This window comes from Paractinoplanes toevensis (assembly GCF_018332695.1).
Taxonomy (GTDB): Bacteria; Actinomycetota; Actinomycetes; order Mycobacteriales; family Micromonosporaceae; genus Actinoplanes; species Actinoplanes toevensis.
In genome coordinates, this window is the sequence record NZ_BOQN01000139.1 from 1 (window position 1) to 21468 (window position 21468).

Here is a 21468-nt window from a genome sequence, read left to right on the forward strand (position 1 = left end):
TCGAATCGGGTCAAGCCCAGAACTGGCGGGAGCTGTCGGTGGCTCCGCCGCCCAAGTGGTGGTGGACGATCGCGTCGGGGAGTTCGACTATCAGGTCTACTACGTAGCTTCCGGAGTCCTTGGCCAGCTCGCCGTGGGCGAACTGCTTCACGGTGTACGGGCTCACCTGTGGTCTCACCGGGTCCATGAGCTCATGGTATTTGCGGTGGTCAGCGGGTTAGCGGTCTTCGGCCAGTTCGCGTTCCAGGCGCTGCCACACGGGCTTGAGGTTGTAGACCGGGTCGGTGTCGGTTCCTACGAAGCGGTAGCCGTTGTCCAGGCGCAGGTGCAGGCGGCCGGGGACCTCGGGGTATTCGAAGATCGTGGCCTGGTAGGGGCCTCGCCGGAACGTGCGCAGCAGGGTGCGGTGGCTGTCGTCGACCGCGGTTATCAGGTCGGGGCGCCATCGCATCGGGGTGGCCAGGGGTGTGCCGGGGCCGGCCGGGTCGGTGTGCGCGCCGATGTGGGTGGGTTCGCAGTCGGCCGAGCAGAACCGGGATCCGGGCCGTGGTTCGGCCCCGCACGGGCATAGGGCCGTGCGGTGATCGATGCGCTGCACGATGTCGGCTGCCATCGCAATTCAGCGTAGGTCTGCCGCCTTTTGATCGCATGCCCCGTGGGGGTGGACCAGATCGCGAATGGCGCTTACCTCGGGGACGGTGGGGCAACTACCTCGCGCCAGCGGGCCTCGGGGTCCTTCGCGGCTGGGGCGCAGGTCATCAGCTTGCCGTCGCGGGTGTGGCCCAGGGCGCCCGGAAGGGTGCACGGCGTGCCGGAAACGACGCCCTCGTGGGTCTGGCCGGATGCGGGGGCTGCCGTGCCGGGGAAGACCGGCTTGCGGGGCATGTCGGAGAGCCAACCGGCCGCCTGCGCCGCCTTTGCCGCCTTCGGTGTGGCGGTCCGGGTCGGCACGGTGATGGGCGGACCGACGGCGGGTGGGGCGGTGTCGGTTTCGTTGTTCGGCGTGGTGAGCGGCCCGGGGTTCGGCGAGGCCGCGGCCGGGAGGGGCTCGCCGTGGTCGGACAGGGCGCCCAGCGTCGCGATGACGCCGCCGCTGACGGCCAGGGCGGCCAGGAGCGTCAATATGGCCGCCGAGGGAGAGCGGCGGGGCTGCTGTTCGGTCACCGGTACACCTTCTCGGCACTACCGTGCGTCGTCGATGGGCCGTTAGTCCATAACGGAACCCCGGATCAGGCAACTCTCAGGGTCAGGTGAGCCTCGCCGGGGTTACGGGTCGCGTTGATGGTCCAGCAACCCGCGACCGGGAAGATCCAGCCGGTGCCCCACTCCTCGCCGGGGCGCTGGTAGGTGCTCCCGCCGTGCGGCTCGGGGCCCCAGCTGGGTTTCAGGAGGCTGCCGTCGGGCGCGGTCGCGGTCATCGTCAGGTCGCCGCCGCCGGTCATTCGCCAGGCGACCTTGATCTCCTGGCCGGCCACGATCCGGCCGCCGAAGAAGAGTGCCCACAGGGTTACACCGTCGCCCACGCCCTGCATCTCGGCGTCGGCCGGCAGGTCGGCTGTGGAGGGACAGGGCTGCGGCGAAGGGGCGGCCGGCGCCAGCAACGCGGGCGACGGGGTGGGCGGAGCCGACGAGGGCGCCGACGAGCAGCTCGCCGACAGGACGAGCAGCAACAGGGTGGCGCTCAATCGGCGCATGACCTCACTGTATTCCGGCCAGCCAGGTGACGATACGAGAAAGGAAGACCGATTGGTCGCCGTCCAGGTCGGCGATGGTGAAGGCGTGCGGCAGACCCTCGTACACATCGACCTGGGTTTTGATTCCGGCGGCCGTGGCCGCCTCGGCGAAGCGCAACGTGTCGTCCAGCAGTGCCTCCGCCGAGCCGACGGCCAGCAACAGCGGCGGCAGCACGCTCAGGTTGCCGAAGATCGGCGATTGCGGCGCCCGGTCGGCGGGCGCGCCCTGAAGATATTGGCCGACCAGGAAACCGAGCATGCGGCGGTCGACCCCGGAGTCGGTGACCGCGTTGGTGTCGATCGACGGACTTTGCAGCGACAGGTCGGTGACCGGGGAGACCGCGATCAGACCGGCCGGCCGGGAAGCCTCGTCGAGGCCGAGCATCGCGCCGAGCGCCAGGCTGCCGCCGGAGGACTCGCTGTAGAGGACCACCCGCGAGGGCGGCACGTGCTCGACCAACGCCTGATAAGCAGCGATCACCGTTTCCAGCGCGGCCGGGAACGGTGACTCGGGAGCCAGCGGATAGTGCACGACCAGCACGGGACGGCCGGTCGCCTGGGACAGTCTGGCGGCGAAGAGGTTCATCAGCGCCGGCATGCGGTGGGCGAACCCACCGCCGTGCACATAGACCAGCACGCCGCGCTCGATCGAGGCACCCGGCGCGGTCACCCAGTGCTCCCCCACCAGCAGCGGCGGCGTCAGCGAGACCTCGGCGGGCAGCGTGAGGTCGCGGCCGCCCAGGCCGGTGATGGCCGCGAAGACGGTCTCGCGGTCCTGCGGGGTGGTGGGGATGCGGTGGAGGTCCATGCCGGACATCTACCCGCCGGACTCCGCCGCCGGCAACCGGATTACCGCCTCGAGGAAGGGGCGCAGCTGGGTCGCAAGTCGTTAAGGATCTCTTGCTCGTCCACGCCGAAACGGGCGGCGACCCGGGCTGCTACCACCTCGTGCGGCGCATATCCGTTACCGTCCGCATCTGTCAGCCAGGCCACCTGTGACCGGCCGAACCGGGACTCCGCCCAGGTCTTGAAGGCTGCCGTGCGGTCAACGAGAGTGTTGTCCAGATCGATGAGCAGCAACATCGATCGATGATAGGAGACACGAACGTGCTGACATTCACGAACGCGGCGGAACAGGCGGCGTGGACGCTGGCGGAGGCGCTCACCGACAAGGGTTTCGCCGCCATGAAACAGGCCGAGGAAGCCGCCGAGGCGTTCCAGTCCGGGAAGATGGCGATGCGCCGGCAGTTCAAGGCGCGCGGCCTGTCCCAGATCGACGCCGACATCCGCTGGTCGGGCACCACTCAGGCGAAGAAGGCACTGTCCGACAACGAGTGGTACATGGCGCAGGCCGCGATGTACAACGAGGCGGCGGGCGTGCAGTACGCCAAGGCGCTCTATCTCAAGCGGGGCTAGGCCGCTCGGTGCCGCAGCGTGGCGACCGTCGAGCCGGCGAGCGCCAGCAGGCAGTCGGGGAGCTGGCCGTCGGCGATGGCCGCACCGAACAGGGCCTCGCCGGTCGGGACGTCGCCGTTCATGTAGGCGCTGACGAAGCGGGCCACCCAGCGCTTGTCGTACCGCGCGTCGTCGATGCCGGGGAAATCCAGCGTCCAGGCGCCGCCCGACGGCACCTGACCGACCATCGTGGCGGCCAGACACCAGGCCACGTCCCACGCCCCGACGACGCCGGAACGGTCGACGACCGCGTCGAACGTGCCGACCACCGCGTCGCTGTCACCGCTGAGCGCACTCTGCAGGACGAGCGCCGCGTCATCGAACGCGTGCTGTGGTACCTCCGTCACGTGAAGAAAGGTACGTGGATCGGTCAAGGCGCGCTCGCCGACCGCTCAACTGGCGCGGGAATTCACGCTCCGCGCAGAAGACAGGTGATCCGGGCCGTGCAGACCCGCTCCCCGGCGTCGTCGGTGATGACCACCTCGTAGGTGGCCATCGTGCGGCCGCGATGCACGGGGGTGGCCACGCCGGTGACGACCCCGGAACGGGCGCCCTTGTGGTGGGTGGCGTTGATGTCGACGCCGACCGCGAACGGCCGGTCGACGGTCTGGCCGTGCAGCACCGCACCCACCGACCCGAGCGTCTCGGCGAGCACGCAGGAGGCGCCGCCGTGCAGCAGGCCGTAGGGCTGGGTGTTGCCCTCGACCGGCATGGTGCCGACGATCCGCTCCGGCGAGGCCTCGGTGATCTGGAGGCCCATCCGCTCGCCGAGGGTGCCACCGCCTCCGCTGAAGAGGTCTTTGATGCTCTCGGGAGCGATATCCATGAGCGGCAACGTTACCTCCCGCTGCGCGGCTTTCCTGCGACTTCGATCACATCGCCCGGGTCGCGCGGGTGGTCCGCTGGCCCTACTGTTTCGCGAGACCGACCAGCCCCTTGAGGAGATCCCATGACCGAGCCGCAGGAGACCGTCGAGACTCGTGGTGACGAGCGCGTCGACCTGATCGCCAACGACACGACCGGCGACGGCAAGCCCGACGTGTGGGTGGCCGACACCGATGGCGACGGCAAGCCCGACCTGTTCCAGTTCGACACCGACGGCGACGGCAAGGTCGACATCACGATGGTCGACCTCGACCAGGACGGTAACCCGGAGACGATCGTCGACGGCGACGGCGGCCTTCCGCCGCAGGTCTAGGCCCCGCCCAACGCGGACAGAGCGACCCAGAGGACGGCGATCGCCACCACGGTGGTGACGATGGTGGAGGCCGTGTGCCGCCACGATCGAGGACCGGCGATCGCCTCCGGATGGCCGAGCCCGCGCAGCACCCTGCGTTGCACACGGATGTGCTCGCAGGTCGTGTGCCGTTCCGACGAAGAGGCACGGCTCAACTCGACGGCCAGCCGCGCCTGCGCGCGCTGCAGACGGCGTACGGCATGGCGGCCTGCACGCCCGGCGCTCTCCCCGGCCAACCGCCGGGCGGAAGCCCGCGCCGAACCGGAACCCAGCACCCTCATCTCGCTTTCCGTGATCAGCTCGGGATCGCGCAGCGTGGCCAGGTGCCCCACGTAGTACTCGGCCTCCCGGTCGTGCGCGCGCCGCACCAGCCACAGGATCAGCAGCAGCGGTGGCAGGCCCTTGAGCACCAGCACCGCGAGCAGCGCCAGCGCACCGTTGCCGAGGCCGTCGATGAGCAGCGGCGAGTTCCACAGCGCGTGCGAGGCCCAGGCGCCCAGCCAGGCCAGCACCGCCACCCCGATCCGGCGCGCGGGCCGCCGGTCGCGACGCACCACGAGGTAACCGATGCCGGCCCCGGCCAGCGCACCGAACAGGGTGTGACTCCACACCCCGGACACGAAGCCGCGCAGCAGGAAGGTCGCGATCACCGGCTGGATCTGATCGCCCTGCCCGGCCAGCGCGACCGCGCCGACCGCGAACACGATGTCCTCGGCGATCTGGAAACCGAGGCCGACCATCGCGCCGTAGACGACCCCGTCCAGCACGCTGTTGATCTGCGGCCGGGCGATCAGCACGATCACCACCACGCCGAGCGTCTTGGCGATCTCCTCCACCGCCGGTCCGGCCAGCGCGGCCCCCCAACCGGCCGCGAGCTGCGGCGAGCCGAGCTTGGCGATCAGGTTCTCGCCGGCGGTGCCGGCCGGGATGGAAACGCTGGTGGCGACCAGCGCACCCCAGGCAAAGGCCAGCACGAGCAGCTCGATGGGCTCCCGCTCGAGAAAATCCAATTCCCGGACAACCCACCAGAACGGTACGGCGAGCAGCGCGAACAACAGCACCGCGGTGACCGTGGCGATCGGGTACGCGGTGGCGAACCGGGCGGTGATCAGCGTCATCCGCACCGCCCCGGCCAGCAGCAGGGCCGCCACCACCCAGAACGCCGGCACCCGGGCCAGCGCCGCCGCCCGGCCGGGTCGTACCTCGGCCGAGATCACCGGGCGGTCCCGTCCACCCGGAGGGTGCGGGTGCTGGCCTCGATCTGCGGCAACGTGCGCCCGAGGTCGAGATCGTTGCCGCTGATGATGACCTCGATGGTGAGGCCGTCGCCGACGAAGACGGCGTATCGGCCGCCCCGGCCGGGCGCGGTGTAGCCGCCCTGCAGCCCGTCCAGCCCGCCGATCGTGCCGACCGCGAGCTGGGAGCCGGTGACCTGATAGCCGGGGGTGCCGGTGATCCGCTGGCGGAGCCGGGTCGCGGCGGTGTCGAGGTTGCCGTCGAACGGCCGGACCGCGATGCGGTACTGGACCGCGCCGAGTCGGAACAGGGCCGAACCCATCGTGTCGCCGGGACGGGTGCCGGTCACGTCGAGGGTCGCTCCGGACGGCGGCACCACGGTGACCCCGGCGCCGACGTCGACCGGAATGCCGGACCGCAGCGGGCGCTCGGCCGAGAACGCCCGATCGACGGCCGGCAGCCCGAAGGCCAGTCCGGCGAGGGTCGCGACCACCCCGAATGTACCGACGAGATCCTTCAGCTCACGCCCCGTGATCCTCGCCATGCCACAACGCTAATCGGGCCGGAGCATTAAGCCACTTAGGAGGGTGATTTGTCCGTTAGATACCCAGGCGGCACGGCGGCGGTCAGCCAGACACCGTTCTCGCTGCGGTGAAAGACGTAGCGTTCGCGTCGAGCGTGAGCCCGGCGGTCTCCGGCCGGTGCCGCAGGACCAGCGAGATTCGCCGGCTTGACCCGTTTCTGCTCGGGAGACAGGTCGCTCACCGCGTCAGTTCCATGACCGCGAGGTAATAGGGCCGATCCCTGTCGTCGATCGACCTCAGGCGCCAGCGGCTGCCCGCCAGTAGGGCCTCCAGCTCCGCGGGCGAGCAGTTCAGGTAGTCGAACCACTCGGTGGCCAGCAACCGGTAGCGCAGCCGCAGCCGCAACTGGCCGCCGATCCGGCCGGCCTCCCGGTTGCGCCGGTGATAGGCGACGTGCACCGGGTCGGTGGTGCCGTAGGGGTCGGTGCCCTGGGCCACGATCCGGGCGCCCGGCTTGGCCAGCCGGGCGAGGGCATCCAGCAGCACCGGGGCCCGCTCGGGCCCCTCGAACAGCCCGAGGTTGTTGCCGAGCAGCAGGAAGGTGTCGTATCGGGTGGCCGCGCCCTCGGCGTACGCGTCGACGCCGGTGACCACCGTGTCGCGCAGGCCGCGCCGCCGGGCGATCTCGATCGCCCCCGGCGAGGTGTCCAGGCCGGTCACCGCGATGCCGCGCCGCTGAAGCTCGACCGCCACGCGGCCGGCGCCGGTGCCGATGTCGAGCACCTGGCCACGGCAGAGCTTGACCGCGCGGTGGTCGTGCGGCTGCCACTCCTCGGGTCCGCCCAGGTAGTGATCGGCGGGCGCGCCGTTGATCAGACCGTCGTCCCGCTCGATCACCTCGATGACCGGTCGCGGCACCCGGCCACCGGCCAGCGGCCGCGGTCCCACTCCGGTTCGGACGGCGTACGCGTCTCGGATCATCTCGCCGAAGACGTCGCCTATCGGCGGCTGCTCCATGGTCACTACTCTTGGCATATGCCGTCTCTGGAGCAACTCGGTTCCGAGAAGTACGTCCTGCTGACCACGTTCCGCCGAGATGGCCGGGCGGTGGCGACCCCGATCTGGGTCATGCCGGACGGTGCCGGGGTGGCGTTCTGGACCGTCCGTGACAGCGGAAAGGTCAAGCGCATCCGCAACAGCGGGCGGGTCACGCTCACCGCCTGCGACATGCGCGGCAATCCCCGCGGCGAGACGGTCGAGGCGACCGCCCGGCTGGGCGACGCCTCGGACAAGTCCCGGGTCGGCAAGGCCTTGATGAAGAAGTACGGCCTGATGGGCCGCCTTACCTACCTCGGCAGCCGACTCCGGCGCGGCGCCGACGGGACAGTGATCATCCTCGCCGACTGACGAAGAAGGGGCGATCGCCTTCCCCAGCGCTCGCCCCTTGCAACGATTTCGTCCTTGATCGACCGAGGTCCGTTCAGTCGCCTTGACGCTGCGTGGGAATCTGCCCCTGCAGCAGGGCACGAACCTCCGACTCCCGGTAACGGCGGTGGCCGCCCAGCGTGCGGATTGCACTGAGCTTGCCGGCTTTCGCCCACCGGGTGACGGTCTTCGGGTCGACGCGGAACATCGACGCCACCTCGGCCGGGGTTAGTAGCGGCTCAGGATCGTGCGTACGCGATGCCATCGGTCACTCCTCCACAGGTACCTATAGACATCGGCCGGGGTCCCGCCGGCCGGTGCGTCTCTCATGGTCCGGCTAGTCCCCGATGTCCGACATGGGCCGAACGGACGAAGGTCCCCAGATAGACGGATGAAGCATGCCCGATTTTTACGTGTTTTCTACGCCAGATAGTGCCTCGTTTAGTCCGATTATCACGCTTCGCCTGGCACTGATTACGAAGAGTGTTCACTTCGGGAGCGCTCCCGAATGGCTTCCGAGGGCCGTGAATCATGCCCGTCTGTCCGGTTTTCGCAGGTCAGTTGCAGCGTTCGAGAAGCTGAACCGCGCGCCACCGCTCGACGAGCTTCTCGTACGCCTCGGAGGCCGCGTCGGCGTCGCCGCGCGACAGTGCCGACAGTCCCGCCGCCACCAGACCGGGTGAATCGTCGGAGGACAGCACGTCATCCGGAAGGAGGTTGCCGAGGCCGCCGTAATCGAGCTCGACGATGGACCGCGGGTGGAACTCCTCCAGCCAGCGGGTGCCCTCCTCGACCGCCTCGGTGATCGGGGCATCGCCCAGCGACTTGCGCAGCACCGACACACCCCGGTGCGCCCGGCGGCGGGCCTTCGAGATCTCGGTGCGGTAGCGCAGCGTGCGCCGGCCCGGCTCGAGCGAGATCTCCCGCTCCTCCAGGTCGACGAAGACGAACCAGCGCAGCGGCACACCCCAGGTGGCGATCTGCTCGTGCACCCGCGGGACACCGTGCTCCAGAACCTTGGCCCCGGACCGCCAGTCCTCCACGATCGCGCGGGCCTGGCCGGCCAGCACCGGTGGCACGAACGCGTCGGCCAGCACGCTGGGCACGCCGTCCCGGGCGTTCAGCGCCGCCTCGGCGACGCGGAGGCGGAGGTTCCACGGGCAGACCAGCAGCGTGTCCGCCCACTCCAGCACGTACGCCTCGTCGGGCAGGTCGGGCAGGCGGGTCCAGCCGGCTCCGAGCGCCTCGAGGACGGCGGTGCGCTGCTTGACCGGGCCGTCGACCGGGCCCAGAGCGCGACCCTCCTTGGCATACCGCCGCCAAAAAACCTGGCGGTCACGGTCGAAGGCGGTCAGCGGCTCGTAAACCCGTAGGTACGACGCGAACAGTGACGGCACGGCGCGAGTCTTTCACGAATTCCCCGCCATGGAACTTCCCGCGCGGACGTAATCCCGACGCTGTCAGCCCTACTAGGCTCGCTATGTCCGGCTTACCCCGCCGGCGCCCCTCGGCCTCACGAAGGCCACGACCGCAGATCAGGAGAACAGCGATGGGCGTGTTCGACACCGACGGCACCGACGCCAGCGGGCACGAACAGGTCGTTTTCTGCCAGGACCGGCAGACCGGCCTGAAGGCGATCATCGGCATCTATTCCACTGCGCTGGGCCCGGCACTCGGCGGGACCCGCTTCTATCCGTACGAGAGTGAGGCCGCGGCCCTCGCCGACGTGCTCAAGCTGTCTCGCGGGATGGCCTACAAGAACGCGCTGGCCGGTCTCGACCTGGGCGGCGGCAAGGCGGTGATCTGGGGTGATCCGGCGCGAGTCAAGTCCGAGGGTCTGCTGCGCGCCTACGGCCGATTCGTCGAGTCGCTGAACGGCCGCTACTACACCGCCTGCGACGTCGGCACCTACGTGCCGGACATGGACCTGATCGCCCGGGAGACCCGCTACGTCACCGGCCGCAGCCTTGAGCACGGCGGCGCCGGCGACTCCTCCATCCTCACCGCCTGGGGCGTCTTCCAGGGCATGCGCGCCGCCGCCGAGCACACCTGGGGCACTCCGTCGCTGGCCGGCCGCACGGTTGGCATCGCGGGCCTCGGCAAGGTCGGCAAATACCTGGCCGGCCACCTGGTCGAGGACGGCGCCACGGTGGTCGCCACCGACGTGAACGAGACCGCGCTGGCCTGGGCCCGGGCCACCCACCCGCAGATCCGGCTGGTCGCCGACACCCGCGCGCTGATCACCTCCGACATCGACGTGTACGCACCCTGCGCGCTCGGCGGCGCCCTGGACGACGACACCGTCCCGCTGCTGCGGGCCAAGGTCGTGGTCGGCGGGGCCAACAACCAGCTGGCTCACCCGGGCATCGAGAAGACCCTCGCCGAGCGGGGCATCCTCTACACGCCCGACTACGTGGTCAACGCCGGCGGTGTCATCCAGGTCGCCGACGAGATCGAGGGTTTCAACTTCGAACGCGCCAAACTGCGCGCCACCGGAATCTTCGAGACCACCCGCCGGATCCTCCGGCTCGCCGACGACGAGGGCGTGGCTCCGGCGGTCGCCGCGGACCGGCTCGCCGAGCAGCGAATGGCCGACGTCGGGCGGCTTCGCACGATCTATTTGGGCTGAACGGAGAGCGGTTCAGGGCCTGCCGCGCGTTTCCGGAGAGATTTCCACGACGCGCGGCAGTGTCACACGCAACCCGAGGTGCCGAAGGCGGCATCGTCCATGTACCGTAAGACCCACGAGAGATGCCTGACGTCATCGGGGCCCGCCTTCGGGCTGCCCCGAATTCTGTGCGAGGGGGTCGAGCCATGGGGCGCGGCCGTGCTAAGGCCAAGCAGACGAAGGTGGCCCGGGAGCTGAAGTATCACTCCCCGAACACCGACCTCACCGCCTTGCAGCGCGAACTGGCGGGTGCCAGTGGTAAGTCCGACCGTCATTTCGACGACGACAACGATGAGTTCGTCGACGACGACGAGGACGACGCGGACGACGACCAGGACTCCTGGTCGCCAACAAGGCGCTGACCCGTATTGCACAGAGCACGCGGCTGACCGCGTGCTTCCGTGTGTCGCGGTCACATTTCCCACGGTTCAACAAACAACGAAGCCCACGCGGACATGTGCCCGCGTGGGCTTCGAACCGGATAGCGGCTCACCCACCCGCGATCGCCCCGCTGATGAGGAGCCAGTCGGTTTTTCGTCGCCGCGGGTTTTGCGGTGCCGGAAAATCGCCTGGCTCCTCATCAGCCTCCAGGGGGCGAGCGCCCGCTGAGCGAAGCGAAGCCATAGTTACCGCGGTCGGTTGTTCCAGTTGTAGAACGTCGGGATGTTCTCGAAGTGGTTCCAGGCGCAGACCGCCGAGCCACCCTCCTCCGACGTGCCTTCGGCGCGACGTGCGCGGGCCGCTTCCGCCTCCTCGATGAGCGCGGCCAGCCCGGCCCGGGTGTCCTCCACCCGCGCCGTCACCGGATCATCTCCCGTACCCTCAGACAGCCGTGGGCTGGTGATCTCGGGCATGGTCCAGCACTCCCTCCAGTAGGCGAATCTTGCTGTTACGGCAGTGATCGGTCTCGGTCACGTCGAATCGGCCGCGCTCGAAGTAGCGGTTCGCCGCATGGGCGCCGCCGCAGAAGCCGAAATATGGGCAGGCGGCCCGGCAGTTCTCCACCCCGCGCAGGAACTCGGCGATCCACGGCGTCGTGGCCGCCCCGGCCAGAATCTCGCCCAGCGGCGTGGTCAGCACGTTCCCGCTGCTGAAGTCGCCGTACCGCAGGTCGTGGAAGCCGGCCAGCTCAGGCGAGAGCAGCACCACCGATCCGTCGTGGGCGACCGTCGGGATGGGGTCGAGCCGGCGCGGCAGCACGTCGTCGGCGGTGCCGTCGAGCACGGCGGCCGCATAGCGCAGCGACCACTCCACCTCGCGCAGGTGGATCCGTGGGTCGCGACGCCAGGCCCCGACGAGCTCGGCCCAGAACGCGGTCACGTCGGCCGGGTCGTGCCGGTTGGCCCGGGTGTTGACGCCCTCCTGCTCCTCGATGTTGATCCCGAGGACCTCGCAGCCGAGCGCCGAAAAGTATTCGTACAGTTCGGCGGCCACGCCCGGTTGCGGATCGCCGACCACGCAGAGTGCCGAGAACGGGATGCCGTGCCGGTGCAGCGCGTCCACCCCGCGCATGATCCGGTCGTAGGCGGGTTTGCCACCGCGGGTGACCCGCTCGCCGTTGCGCGGCTCCGGCCCGTCCACGCTCACGCTGACCCGCATCTCGTGCTCGGTGAAGAAGCGGCACCAGTCGTCGTCGATCAGGGTGGCGTTGGTCTGGACGTGGTGCTCGACCGCGGGATCGAACGGCGCCAGCAGCGCGGCCAGGTGGTCGCGCCCGGCCGCGAGCGGCTCACCGCCGTGCCAGACGACCGAGAAGCGCCCGTTCCGCGTGAAGCCGGCGACCGAGCCGGCCACGGCCGCGGCCACCTCGACCGGCATGCGCTTGTCGGCGGCCCGGAACGGAAGGTAACAGTAGGAGCAGTCGAGGTTGCAGAGCGTGGTGGGCTGCATCACGACATAGGTAGGCACTGCCGAGATGCCCCGCATCCCGCTCCACGCCGTTGTCATGTTGTGCACCCCCGTCCACCATCGGAGTCAGGCTAGGCCGACCCGTCCACCTCCAGGAAGCAAAAGATCCGCATGCACCGAATAAATCGATACATGCGGATCTAAATGTAAGCTCAGCCGCGGGTGTACTGCCCCATCATCTGCACCTCGCCGGTGCCCTCGATGACCTCGCCCACCTGCCACGCCTCGACACCGCGGCCGGTCAGGTAGGCCATCGCGCGGTCGGCGTCGTCGGAGGAGACGACCGCGAACATGCCCACGCCCATGTTGAACGTGGCCTCCATCTCGTGGTCCTCGATCCGGCCCTTGGCCTGGATAAGGTCGAAGATGGGCTGCGGCCGCCAGGTCGAGCGGTCGACCACCGCGTCCAGGTGCTCGGGCAGGACCCGGACCAGGTTGCCGGGGATGCCACCGCCGGTCACGTGCGAGAACGCGCGGACCTCGGTCTCCTCGATCAGGCCCAGGCAGTCCTTGGCGTAGATCTTGGTGGGGGTGAGCAGTTCCTCGCCGAGCGTGCGCTGCGAGCCGAAGTCGTCGACCACCGAGTCGAGCCGCATCCGGCCGGCGCCCAGCAGCACGTGCCGCACCAGCGAGTAGCCGTTGGAGTGCAGGCCGGACGAGCGCATCGCGATCACCGCGTCGCCCACCTCGACCCGCTCACGGCCCAGGATCTCGCTCTCCTCGACCACACCGACACCGGTGGCCGAGACGTCGTACTCATCCGGGCGGAGCACGCCGGGGTGCTCGGCGGTCTCGCCGCCGAGCAGGGCGCAACCGGCGTACCGACAGCCGTCGGCGATGCCGGCGCCGATCTCGGCGACCTTGTCCGGCACGACCTCGCCGCAGGCGATGTAGTCGAGCAGGAACAGCGGCTCGGCGCCGCACGCGACCAGGTCGTCGACGACCATGGCGACCAGGTCGATGCCGATCGTGTCGTGGATGTCGAGCTGCTGCGCGATCACCAGCTTGGTGCCGACGCCGTCGGTCGACGAGGCCAGGATCGGGCTCTTGTATTTCGCCGTGTTGAGCTTGAACAGGCCCGAGAAGCCGCCCAGGTCACCCATCACCTCGGGACGGGTGGTCTTGCGCACCTTGCTCTTCAGAAGCTCCACTGCGCGGTCGCCGGCCTCGATCGAGACACCGGCCTCCGCGTAGGTGACCGAACGCTTGCGAGCACCGCCCCGGCCGGAACCGGCCGTCCACGGCCGGCGGTCGCCACCCTCGGCGCCGTTGGATCCGGCACTGTTGCGCTCGGACACGTGCGTCACGGTTCTCCCCTTATTCGTCAAAGTCACGGGTGCTGCAGGGCGTTGCCACCGCCCGGGCTACCGACCAGGCGTGCGGTCGGGCGGTCGTCGTACTCGGTTTCGAGTTCGGCGACGGCCGCCGTGGCGGCGTCATCGCTCGCGGCCGGCATCGAAGCTCGCTTGCCGACGCCCTCGAGGACATGCTTCCCGATCAGGTTGTCCGCCGGAAGCGGGATCGGGTAGTGGCCGTCGAAACAGGCCATGCAGAGCCGGGACTTGGGCTGCTCGGTCGCTTGGACCAGGCTTTCCATGGAAACATAACCCAGGCTGTCGGCCCCGATCGAGCGCCGGATCCCGTCGATCTCCAGGCCGTTCGCGAGCAGCTCGGCCCGGGTCGCGAAGTCGATGCCGTAGAAACACGGCCACTTCACCGGTGGCGCCGAGATGCGCACATGCACCTCGAGGGCGCCCGCCTCGCGCAGCATCCGGACCAGTGCCCGCTGGGTGTTACCTCGGACGATGGTGTCGTCCACCACCACGAGCCGCTTGCCCCGGACGACCTCGCGCAGCGGGTTGAGCTTGAGCCGGATGCCCAGCTGCCGGATCGTCTGCGAGGGCTGGATGAAGGTGCGGCCCACATAGGCATTCTTGGTCAGACCGGCGCTGTAGGGGATGCCGGAGGCCTCGGCGTAGCCGATCGCGGCCGGCGTGCCGGACTCCGGCACCGGGATGACCAGGTCGGCCTCGACCGGGTGCTCCTTGGCGAGCCGGCGGCCGATCTCGACGCGGGCCGAATACACGTTCCGGCCGGCGATGGTGGTGTCGGGACGGGCCAGGTACACGTACTCGAAGAGGCAGCCCTTCGGCTCCGGCGCGGCGAACCGGGTGGAGCGCAGGCCGTGCTCGTCGACCGCGACGATCTCGCCCGGCTCGACCTCGCGGACGAAGCTGGCGCCGACGATGTCCAGGGCCGCGGTCTCGCTCGCGATCACCCAGCCGCGCTCCATCCGGCCGAGCACGAGCGGGCGGACGCCCTGCGCGTCACGGGCGGCGTAGAGCGTGTTCTCGTCCATGAAGACGAAGCTGAACGCGCCGCGCAGGCGGGGCAGCACCTCGAGTGCCGCGGCCTCGACCGACATGTCCGGCCAGCTGGCCAGCAGAGCGGTCACCAGGGCGGTGTCGTTGGTCGTGTTCTTGTCCATCTCGATGCCGCGCTCGGCGACCTCGCGGGCGAGCTCGGCGGTGTTGACCAAGTTGCCGTTGTGGGCCAGCGCGATCGTCGTGCCGGCCGTGGTCGCGCGGATCGTGGGCTGCGCGTTCTCCCAGTTCGAACCGCCGGTGGTGGAGTAACGCGTGTGGCCGATCGCGAGGTGGCCGCGCAGGCTCGCCAGGGTCGGCTCGTCGAAGACCTGGGAGACCAGGCCGAGATCCTTGTATACCACCACGCCGGAGCCGTCACTGACGGCTATGCCGGCGGCTTCCTGGCCACGGTGCTGGAGTGCGAAGAGCCCGAAATAGGTAAGTTTTGCGACCTCTTCCTCCGGGGCCCAGACACCGAAGACGCCACAGGCATCCTGGGGGCCGCGCTCCTGGGGGTCGAGATCGTCGGTCAACCGGCCGTCGCCTCGGGGCACCTGATCGCTCCCTGTGTTCTAGCTCGAACTTTGCTGGTCCGCTCCGATCGCCCAGTGTACGCGAGCGGACGGGCCGCGGCTCGGGCTCGAGGCGGCCTCACTCGACGTCAGCGACCGGATACAGCGGCAGGTACTCGCTCAGGTCGGTTCGGATGCCGCTGGCGCGCAGACGGCCGTCACGCTGCGCATCCGCCCAGGTCACACGCTCCGTGGCGACCAGGAGCCAGGTGACCGGATCCGTTTCGACCACATTGGGCGGTGTGCCACGCGTGTGCCTGGGACCAACGACACACTGAATTGCACCGAAAGGCGGAATCCGCACCTCCACCGAACGGCCAGGTGCTCGTCGGGACAACTCGGCCAGCAGTGCTCGCACAGCGTCACGCAGCACCGGACGGTCGGGTTGGACACCTTGATCCAGCGCGTCCAACGCTTGTTTCACAGCTTCGGATCTATTGTGCGCAGGGGACACGTCGGGACAATACGACCCACTCGGCCGAGATTGCTACACGCCCCTGGGTCGCGCAATGGGCGTACGACAAGGCATAGTGGCCGACGGTGTTTTAGTCGCGGGAAGTAACCGGCACTCTAGACAGCCGGGAAAACCGTGCGACCGGAAGGGCGGTGGACGTGACAACGCACCTACGAGCCCGAGTGGCCCAGGCCGGTGCGTTACTGGCGGTGGTCCTCGGCGTAATCGTCGTCGCTCCCGCGGTGGCGCTGGCCGATCCACCCGACGTGCAAATCACGAGCCTGCCTACGGATGTGGTCTCGGGTAACAGCCTGCAGATGGGCTTCAAGGTTCGCGCCGTCAACGTCAACGGCGGTGCCGGCGGGCAGGCCACGGCGACCATCAAGGTCAGTGGCATGACCTGCGACGGCTGCAACCAGATCGCTCAGGTGAGCTCGGACGGCACTGACTTCAACGTCAAGCTGACCGCACCGACGGTCGACGCCGGCGCTACGAAGACCGTCAACATCTCGGTCAGCGCGACGATCGACGGCCAGACGAACTCCACCAGCCAGCCGGTGAACGTCAAGGGTCCGGACAAGCCGCAAACCGTCACATCCATCTCCGGCAAGGTGAAGGATCAGGACGGCAAGGCCATCTCCGGCGCCGCGGTCGCCATGAAGGACAGTGCCGGTCACGCGTACCAGACAACGACCAACGGCTCCGGTGGTTACTCCTTCAACTCGTCGGATTCGTCGCAGATCACGCCCGGCAACATCTCGGTCGGCGCGCTCAAGGACGGCTTCAACGCGGCCACCGTGCAGATCCAGGCCTCGGCCGGCAAGAGCGTCACGGTTCCGCTGACGCTCAAGGCCGTCGAGGCCACGGCATCGGCGACCCCGTCCGCGTCCGTCTCGGCCGCGGCCAGCTCCGCGGCCCTCGACGAGGCCACCGAGGACCCGACCACCGACGAGTCGGCCGCGGTCGACGCCGACACGGAGAACAAGTCGGCCGATTCGGGCAGCGGCTCCGGCTCGATGCTGTTCATCATCGTCGGCGGCCTGCTGGTGGCGGCCGGTGTCGGTGCGATCGTGCTGGTCCTGATGCGTCGCAAGAACAACGGCGAGGACGGCGGCGTCGACGACGACCCGACCTCGATGCCGGTCGGTCCCGGCGGCGTGGTGCCGCCGAGCCAGGGCCGGTTCAACGACGCGACCCGGGTCGCCTCCCCGATGGCAGCCGGCCGGGACGCCACGATGGTGGCGCCGCGTGCGGCCTCGCCGATGTCCGACGCGCCCACCATGCTGCACCGCCCGGTCGTCGAGGACGAGTTCCCCGACCCGTACGGCGTGCCCGTTCCGAACCAGGGCGGCTACGCCGGCGGTGGTGGCGGCTGGGACGACCCGGGCGTGCCCGGCCAGCAGTACGGCGGCGCGGCTCAGGGCGGCCAGTACGGCGGCGCGGCCCAGGGCGGCGGCGGCCAGTACGGCGGCACCTACGGTGCGGCGCAGCCCGCCGGCCCGCAGTACGGCGGCGGCGCGCCTCAGGGCGGCGGCCAGTACGGCGCGGCGGCGGCCCCGGCCGATGCCCCGCAGCAGCGCTACGACGAGCCGACCGGGATGTACCGGCCCGAGGCCGGCAACGACTACGACGAGTACGAGCAGCCCGGCGCCCAGCAGTACGGCGGCGGCGCGGCTCAGGGCGGCGGCCAGTACGGCGGCGGCACCTACGGCGGTGGCGCTCAGCAGTACGGCGGCTCCCAGCAATACGGCGCCGCCGAGCCGACCGGCTACGGCGACCAGCGCGGCGGGTACCCGGATCAGGGTGCCGGCGGCTGGGGCGGTCAGGACGCCGGCAACGGCTACGGCCCGCAGCAGGGTGGCGGCCGATACGGCGCAGCCGCTCCCGCCGGTCAGTACGGCGGCGGTTACGACGACCAGGCCGGATACGGCGGCGACCAGGGCGGCCAGTACGGCGCGGCCGGTGGCGGCTACGACCAGTACGGCGGCGCCCAGGGCGCTGCCCCCGGCGGTCAGTACGGCCAGGCCGCTCCGCCGCCGCCCGTCCCGCCCGTCCCGCCCGTCCCGAGCGCCCCGGGCGGTCAGTACGGCGCTGGTGGTGCCCCGGCCGGTCAGTACGGCGCAGGCGGTTACGACCAGGGTGGTTACGACCAGCGCGGCGGCTACAACGAGCAGAACCGCCATGGCGGACAGCCGCCCCGCCCGCAGGAGCCCTCCCAGCCGGGTCAGCGTCGCTCGCTCGACTGGATGGACAACTAGAAAGCCCTAGCAAAAAGATCGGCCCGCGCCACTACACGGCGCGGGCCGATCTTTTGCTATCCGGACTACCCGGGACCACCCCGGAACGACGAAAGCCGGTCAGCGTGGACGCTGACCGGCTTTACCGTCGGTTGTGGATCAGTCGGTGCTCGGCTCGGCCGGCTCGATCGGCCCACCCGGAACCGGCTCCGCGATCTCCAGCGTCACCGACCGAACCGCCGGCTCCTCGGCCGGGACGGCCGCCGCGGCCAGATCACCGAAGAGCTTGGGCAGCGTCGAGGTCCAGGCCTCCCGCACCTCGCTCAGCGGAATCTCGAACTGGTCGCGAACCTCGAGCACCGCGTCCCGCGACGTCACGCCGATCGGGGTGCACGGCACGCCGTAGTCGGCGGCGAGCGCCACGAACGCCTTGTCGTGCCCGCGCGGCACCGCCACGACGGCCCGGCTGGCCGACTCGCTGAACAGGTGCACGAACGCGGACTGGCCGTCGTCCGGCAGCGTGATCCGGGCACCGACCTCGCGCCGCAGGCAGCTCTCCACCAACGACTGGGCCAGACCACCATCGGAGAGGTCGTGCGCGGCGTTGACGTGGCCGGCCTGCGAGGCCCGCGACATCAGCGCGCTGAGCCGCTGCTCCTTCGCCAGGTCGATCTTCGGCGGGCGACCGCCGAGGTGCGCGTGGGTGACCCACGCCCACTCCGAACCGGACAGCTCGCACTCGGTCTCGCCGAGCAGGAACAGCAGGTCACCGTCGCCGGTCGGCGGCGTGAAGCCCATCGGGATGCGACGGGCCACGTCGTCGAAGACGCCGAGCACACCGACGACCGGGGTCGGGTGGATCGCGGCGGCGCCGGTCTGGTTGTAGAAGCTGACGTTGCCGCCGGTCACCGGGGTGCCGAGCTGCTGGCAGCCGTCGGCGAGACCGCGCACGGCCTCGGCGAACTGCCACATCACGGCCGGGTCCTCGGGCGAGCCGAAGTTGAGACAGTCGGTGACCGCGACCGGCTCGGCGCCGGTGACCGCGACGTTCCGGTACGCCTCGGCCAGCGCGAGCTTGGCGCCCTCGTAGGGGTCGAGGCGGGCGAAGCGGCCGTTGCCGTCCACCGACAGCGCCACCCCGAGGCCGGTGCGCTCGTCGATCCGCAGCACACCCGAGTCTTCCGGCTGGGCCAGGATCGTGTTGCCGAGGACGTAACGGTCGTACTGCTCGGTCACCCAGGTCTTGTCGCACAGGTTCGGCGACGCGGCCATCCGCAGCACGGTCTCGCGCAGCTCGTCGCCGGTGGCCGGCCGCGGCAGCGTCTCGGCCCGATCGGCCTGAAGCAGTATCAAGTCGGCGGGCTCCCGGATCGGCCGGGCGTAGACCGGGCCGTCGTCGGCCAGCGAACCGGGCGGCACGTCGACCACGACGTGCTCGTTCCAGCTGATCACCAGCCGGCCCGGAGCGCCGTCCGCCTCGGACTGGGTGACCTCGCCGATGGCGGTGGCCCAGACGCCCCACTTCTCGGCGACGGCCAGCACCGGGGCGAGGTTGTCCGGCGTGACGATCAGGAGCATCCGCTCCTGCGACTCGCTGGCCAGGATCTCGGTGGGCGACATGGACGCCTCACGCAGCGGCACCCGCTCCAGCCACACCCGCATGCCGGTGCCGGCCGCGGCCGCGGTCTCGGTGAGCGCGCAGGTCAGGCCCGCGCCGCCGAGGTCCTGGATGCCGGCGACGAGGCCGGCGTCGTAGAGCTCCAAGCAGCTCTCGATGAGCAGTTTCTCCATGAACGGGTCGCCGACCTGCACCGACGGGCGGCGCTGCTCGGCCTCGTCGTCGAAGGTGGCGGAGGCGAGCACGGAGACGCCGCCGATGCCGTCGCGGCCGGTGCGCGCACCGAGCAGCACGACGATGTTGCCGACGCCGGCGGCTTCCTTGTGCTGCAGCCGCTCGACCGGAAGCACACCGATGCTCAGTGCGTTGACCAGCGGGTTGCCCTGATAGGTCGGGTCGAAGACGATCTCGCCGCCGATGTTAGGCAGGCCCAGGCAGTTGCCGTAGCCGCCGATGCCGGCCACCACGCCGGGCAGCACCCGGGCGGTGTCGGGGTGGTCGGCCGCACCGAAGCGCAGCGGGTCCATCACCGCGATCGGCCGGGCACCCATGGCGAGGATGTCCCGGACGATGCCGCCGACGCCGGTGGCCGCGCCCTGGTAGGGCTCGACGAAGCTGGGGTGGTTGTGCGACTCGACCTTGAAGGTGACCGCGATGTCGTCGGAGATCTGCACGACGCCCGCGTTCTCGCCGATGCCGGCCAGCATGCGGGTGTTCTGTGGCTGCTTCTCACCGAACTGCCGCAGGTGCACCTTGCTCGACTTGTAGGAGCAGTGCTCGCTCCACATGATCGAGTACATCGCGAGTTCGGAGGCCGTCGGGCGACGCCCGAGGATCTGCCGGATCCGTTCGTACTCGTCGTCCTTGAGACCGAGCTCGGTGTGCGGCTGGAGCTCCGTCGGAGTCTGGTACGCACGCTCCACGGTGTCCGGAGCGCCGGCGAACTCGTTGATCAGAACGTCGGTCGCGGCGAAGCCGGTCGGCTTCTTCTCACTCGGCGACGCCGCCGCGCCGCTGGTGGCCGTGTCCGGCTGCGAGGTCATTACTGGTGTCCCCCTGATTGCTGCCCGCCCGCGGTCGCCCCGGCCAGGGCGCGCAGGACGGAGGTGAAGAAGCCGAGGCCGTCCAGCGACGGGCCGGTCAGCGCCTCCACCGCGTGTTCCGGGTGCGGCATGATGCCGACGACGTTGCCGGCCTCGTTGGTGATCGCGGCAATGTCGCGCTGCGAACCGTTCGGGTTGCCCTTGATGTAACGGGCGATGATCCGGCCCTCGGCCTCGAGCGCGTCGAGCGTGTGGGCGTCGGCGACGTAGCAGCCTTCGCCGTTCTTCACCGGGACCAGGATCTCCTGGCCTTCGGTGAAGTTGTTGGTCCACGCGGTGTCCGGGGACTCGACGCGCAGCCACTGGTCACGGTTGCGGAAGTGCAGGTGCTGGTTGCGGGTCAGCGCGCCGGGAAGCAGGTGCGCCTCGCACAGGACCTGGAAGCCGTTGCAGATGCCGAGCACCGGCAGGCCGCCACGGGCCGCGTCGATAATCGTTTCCATAACGGGGGCGAACCGGGCGATAGCGCCACAGCGAAGGTAGTCGCCGTAGGAGAAACCGCCGGGCAGCACCACGGCGTCGACGCCGTGCAGGTCGGGGTCGCCGTGCCAGAGGCGGACCGCCTCAGCGCCGGCGATGCGCGCGGCGCGGGCCGCGTCCCCATCGTCGAGTGATCCGGGGAAGGTGACCACACCGATACGCATGGTCAGGCGACCTCCGCCACACGAATGTCAAAGTCCTCGATCACCGGGTTCGCCAAGAGCTTGTCGGCGATCTCGCGGGCGCGATCGAGGTCGGCCTCGCCCTCGAACTCGATCTCGATCCGCCGGCCGATGCGAACGGAGGAGACATCGGTGACCCCGAGCCTGGGCAGCGCGTTCGCAACCGCCTGGCCCTGCGGATCAAGGATCTCCGGCTTGAGCATGACGTCGACCACGACGCGAGCCACGGGCACTCCTGACTGATAGATGTGAGCACCGGCAGCCTACCTT

At 69.9% G+C, this 21468-nt stretch carries 27 protein-coding genes; 6 read left to right on the forward strand and 21 right to left on the reverse strand.

What is annotated here, in order from left to right; all coding sequences use genetic code 11:
- Nucleotides 1–10: 10 nt before the first annotated feature.
- From Ato02nite_RS45135 to Ato02nite_RS45160, 6 genes are all read right to left on the reverse strand, one after another.
- Complete coding sequence (locus Ato02nite_RS45135) at nucleotides 11–187, reverse strand: hypothetical protein (RefSeq protein WP_213012889.1); 177 nt, start codon at nucleotides 185–187, stop codon at nucleotides 11–13.
- A 30-nt stretch (nucleotides 188–217) separates the two neighbouring features.
- Nucleotides 218–613: a hypothetical protein gene (locus Ato02nite_RS45140; RefSeq protein ID WP_213012890.1), complete on the reverse strand. Its 396-nt coding sequence runs from the start codon at nucleotides 611–613 to the stop codon at nucleotides 218–220.
- 71 nt (nucleotides 614–684) lie between these two features.
- Nucleotides 685–1164, reverse strand: coding sequence for a hypothetical protein (locus Ato02nite_RS45145; protein ID WP_213012891.1), 480 nt, complete (start codon nucleotides 1162–1164; stop codon nucleotides 685–687).
- Between the two features lie 65 nt (nucleotides 1165–1229).
- Nucleotides 1230–1694: a hypothetical protein gene (locus tag Ato02nite_RS45150; protein ID WP_213012892.1), complete on the reverse strand. Its 465-nt coding sequence runs from the start codon at nucleotides 1692–1694 to the stop codon at nucleotides 1230–1232.
- A 4-nt stretch (nucleotides 1695–1698) separates the two neighbouring features.
- Complete coding sequence (locus Ato02nite_RS45155; RefSeq protein WP_213012893.1) at nucleotides 1699–2541, reverse strand: alpha/beta hydrolase fold domain-containing protein; 843 nt, start codon at nucleotides 2539–2541, stop codon at nucleotides 1699–1701.
- Nucleotides 2542–2582: 41 nt separating this feature from the next.
- Nucleotides 2583–2816: a hypothetical protein gene (locus Ato02nite_RS45160; protein ID WP_213012894.1), complete on the reverse strand. Its 234-nt coding sequence runs from the start codon at nucleotides 2814–2816 to the stop codon at nucleotides 2583–2585.
- 24 nt (nucleotides 2817–2840) lie between these two features.
- Between Ato02nite_RS45160 and Ato02nite_RS45165 the strand changes: the two genes are divergently transcribed.
- The gene (locus Ato02nite_RS45165) at nucleotides 2841–3149 is read left to right on the forward strand and encodes a hypothetical protein (protein ID WP_213012895.1); all 309 of its coding nucleotides are present in this window, start codon (nucleotides 2841–2843) and stop codon (nucleotides 3147–3149) included.
- Here the strand turns inward: Ato02nite_RS45165 and Ato02nite_RS45170 are convergent.
- Both Ato02nite_RS45170 and Ato02nite_RS45175 read right to left on the reverse strand, forming a co-directional pair.
- Nucleotides 3146–3535: a hypothetical protein gene (locus tag Ato02nite_RS45170; RefSeq protein WP_213012896.1), complete on the reverse strand. Its 390-nt coding sequence runs from the start codon at nucleotides 3533–3535 to the stop codon at nucleotides 3146–3148. The two genes, Ato02nite_RS45165 and Ato02nite_RS45170, sit on opposite strands and share 4 nt — an antisense overlap.
- 62 nt (nucleotides 3536–3597) lie before the next feature.
- Nucleotides 3598–4014, reverse strand: a complete 417-nt coding sequence (locus Ato02nite_RS45175) for a PaaI family thioesterase (RefSeq protein WP_213012897.1) — start codon at nucleotides 4012–4014, stop codon at nucleotides 3598–3600.
- A 123-nt stretch (nucleotides 4015–4137) separates the two neighbouring features.
- Here Ato02nite_RS45175 and Ato02nite_RS45180 point away from each other — a divergent pair, with 123 nt between their 5' ends.
- On the forward strand, nucleotides 4138–4386 hold the full coding sequence (locus Ato02nite_RS45180) for a hypothetical protein (RefSeq protein ID WP_213012898.1): 249 nt from the start codon (nucleotides 4138–4140) through the stop codon (nucleotides 4384–4386).
- On the opposite strand, the gene Ato02nite_RS45185 is transcribed toward Ato02nite_RS45180, so the two are convergent.
- The 3 genes from Ato02nite_RS45185 to Ato02nite_RS45195 all read right to left on the reverse strand — a co-directional run bounded on the left by Ato02nite_RS45185 (nucleotide 4383) and on the right by Ato02nite_RS45195 (nucleotide 7202).
- Nucleotides 4383–5642: a PrsW family intramembrane metalloprotease gene (locus tag Ato02nite_RS45185; protein ID WP_246608121.1), complete on the reverse strand. Its 1260-nt coding sequence runs from the start codon at nucleotides 5640–5642 to the stop codon at nucleotides 4383–4385. The two genes, Ato02nite_RS45180 and Ato02nite_RS45185, sit on opposite strands and share 4 nt — an antisense overlap.
- Entirely contained in the window at nucleotides 5639–6205 is a 567-nt protein-coding gene (locus tag Ato02nite_RS45190; RefSeq protein WP_213012899.1) for a hypothetical protein, read from the reverse strand. Before Ato02nite_RS45190 ends, Ato02nite_RS45185 begins: the two co-directional genes overlap by 4 nt.
- 217 nt (nucleotides 6206–6422) lie before the next feature.
- Nucleotides 6423–7202 carry a class I SAM-dependent methyltransferase gene (locus Ato02nite_RS45195; protein ID WP_213012900.1) on the reverse strand — a complete coding sequence of 260 codons (780 nt, stop codon included), beginning with the start codon at nucleotides 7200–7202 and terminating at the stop codon, nucleotides 6423–6425.
- Nucleotides 7203–7220: 18 nt separating this feature from the next.
- On the opposite strand from Ato02nite_RS45195, the gene Ato02nite_RS45200 reads away from it, so the two are divergent.
- Nucleotides 7221–7592 carry a PPOX class F420-dependent oxidoreductase gene (locus Ato02nite_RS45200; protein ID WP_213012901.1) on the forward strand — a complete coding sequence of 124 codons (372 nt, stop codon included), beginning with the start codon at nucleotides 7221–7223 and terminating at the stop codon, nucleotides 7590–7592.
- 73 nt (nucleotides 7593–7665) lie between these two features.
- Here the strand turns inward: Ato02nite_RS45200 and Ato02nite_RS45205 are convergent, their stop codons facing one another.
- Both Ato02nite_RS45205 and Ato02nite_RS45210 read right to left on the reverse strand, forming a co-directional pair.
- A complete protein-coding gene (locus Ato02nite_RS45205) occupies nucleotides 7666–7875 on the reverse strand; it encodes a BldC family transcriptional regulator (protein WP_014687221.1) in 210 nt (69 codons plus the stop codon).
- 292 nt (nucleotides 7876–8167) lie between these two features.
- Nucleotides 8168–9007 carry a DUF8083 family protein gene (locus Ato02nite_RS45210; RefSeq protein WP_213012902.1) on the reverse strand — a complete coding sequence of 280 codons (840 nt, stop codon included), beginning with the start codon at nucleotides 9005–9007 and terminating at the stop codon, nucleotides 8168–8170.
- A 152-nt stretch (nucleotides 9008–9159) separates the two neighbouring features.
- On the opposite strand from Ato02nite_RS45210, the gene Ato02nite_RS45215 reads away from it, so the two are divergent.
- Complete coding sequence (locus Ato02nite_RS45215; protein ID WP_213012903.1) at nucleotides 9160–10239, forward strand: Glu/Leu/Phe/Val family dehydrogenase; 1080 nt, start codon at nucleotides 9160–9162, stop codon at nucleotides 10237–10239.
- 185 nt (nucleotides 10240–10424) lie between these two features.
- Entirely contained in the window at nucleotides 10425–10640 is a 216-nt protein-coding gene (locus Ato02nite_RS45220) for a DUF3073 domain-containing protein (RefSeq protein WP_020516925.1), read from the forward strand.
- Between the two features lie 264 nt (nucleotides 10641–10904).
- Here the strand turns inward: Ato02nite_RS45220 and amcA are convergent, their stop codons facing one another.
- From amcA to Ato02nite_RS45245, 5 genes are all read right to left on the reverse strand, one after another.
- Nucleotides 10905–11132, reverse strand: a complete 228-nt coding sequence (gene amcA, locus Ato02nite_RS45225) for a multiple cyclophane-containing RiPP AmcA (RefSeq protein WP_213012904.1) — start codon at nucleotides 11130–11132, stop codon at nucleotides 10905–10907.
- Nucleotides 11101–12204 (reverse strand): cyclophane-forming radical SAM peptide maturase AmcB, encoded by a 1104-nt coding sequence (gene amcB / locus Ato02nite_RS45230; RefSeq protein WP_213012941.1) that lies wholly within the window; start codon nucleotides 12202–12204, stop codon nucleotides 11101–11103. The genes amcA and amcB overlap by 32 nt, the downstream gene beginning before the upstream one ends.
- A gap of 134 nt (nucleotides 12205–12338) precedes the next feature.
- The gene (gene purM, locus Ato02nite_RS45235) at nucleotides 12339–13493 is read right to left on the reverse strand and encodes a phosphoribosylformylglycinamidine cyclo-ligase (protein WP_213012905.1); all 1155 of its coding nucleotides are present in this window, start codon (nucleotides 13491–13493) and stop codon (nucleotides 12339–12341) included.
- 23 nt (nucleotides 13494–13516) lie between these two features.
- A complete protein-coding gene (purF, locus tag Ato02nite_RS45240; RefSeq protein ID WP_213012906.1) occupies nucleotides 13517–15106 on the reverse strand; it encodes an amidophosphoribosyltransferase in 1590 nt (529 codons plus the stop codon).
- A 97-nt stretch (nucleotides 15107–15203) separates the two neighbouring features.
- Nucleotides 15204–15578, reverse strand: a complete 375-nt coding sequence (locus Ato02nite_RS45245) for a sterol carrier family protein (protein WP_246608123.1) — start codon at nucleotides 15576–15578, stop codon at nucleotides 15204–15206.
- A gap of 158 nt (nucleotides 15579–15736) precedes the next feature.
- Between Ato02nite_RS45245 and Ato02nite_RS45250 the strand changes: the two genes are divergently transcribed.
- Nucleotides 15737–17836, forward strand: coding sequence for a carboxypeptidase-like regulatory domain-containing protein (locus Ato02nite_RS45250; protein WP_213012907.1), 2100 nt, complete (start codon nucleotides 15737–15739; stop codon nucleotides 17834–17836).
- Nucleotides 17837–17974: 138 nt separating this feature from the next.
- Here Ato02nite_RS45250 and purL read toward each other — a convergent pair whose 3' ends face one another.
- The 3 genes from purL to purS are packed head-to-tail and all read right to left on the reverse strand — an operon-like array spanning nucleotide 17975 to nucleotide 21425.
- Complete coding sequence (gene purL, locus Ato02nite_RS45255) at nucleotides 17975–20476, reverse strand: phosphoribosylformylglycinamidine synthase subunit PurL (RefSeq protein WP_246608124.1); 2502 nt, start codon at nucleotides 20474–20476, stop codon at nucleotides 17975–17977.
- Nucleotides 20476–21186 carry a phosphoribosylformylglycinamidine synthase subunit PurQ gene (purQ, locus tag Ato02nite_RS45260; protein ID WP_213012944.1) on the reverse strand — a complete coding sequence of 237 codons (711 nt, stop codon included), beginning with the start codon at nucleotides 21184–21186 and terminating at the stop codon, nucleotides 20476–20478. Before purQ ends, purL begins: the two co-directional genes overlap by 1 nt.
- Nucleotides 21183–21425, reverse strand: a complete 243-nt coding sequence (purS, locus tag Ato02nite_RS45265; protein WP_213012908.1) for a phosphoribosylformylglycinamidine synthase subunit PurS — start codon at nucleotides 21423–21425, stop codon at nucleotides 21183–21185. Before purS ends, purQ begins: the two co-directional genes overlap by 4 nt.
- Between the last annotated feature and the right edge of the window lie 43 nt (nucleotides 21426–21468).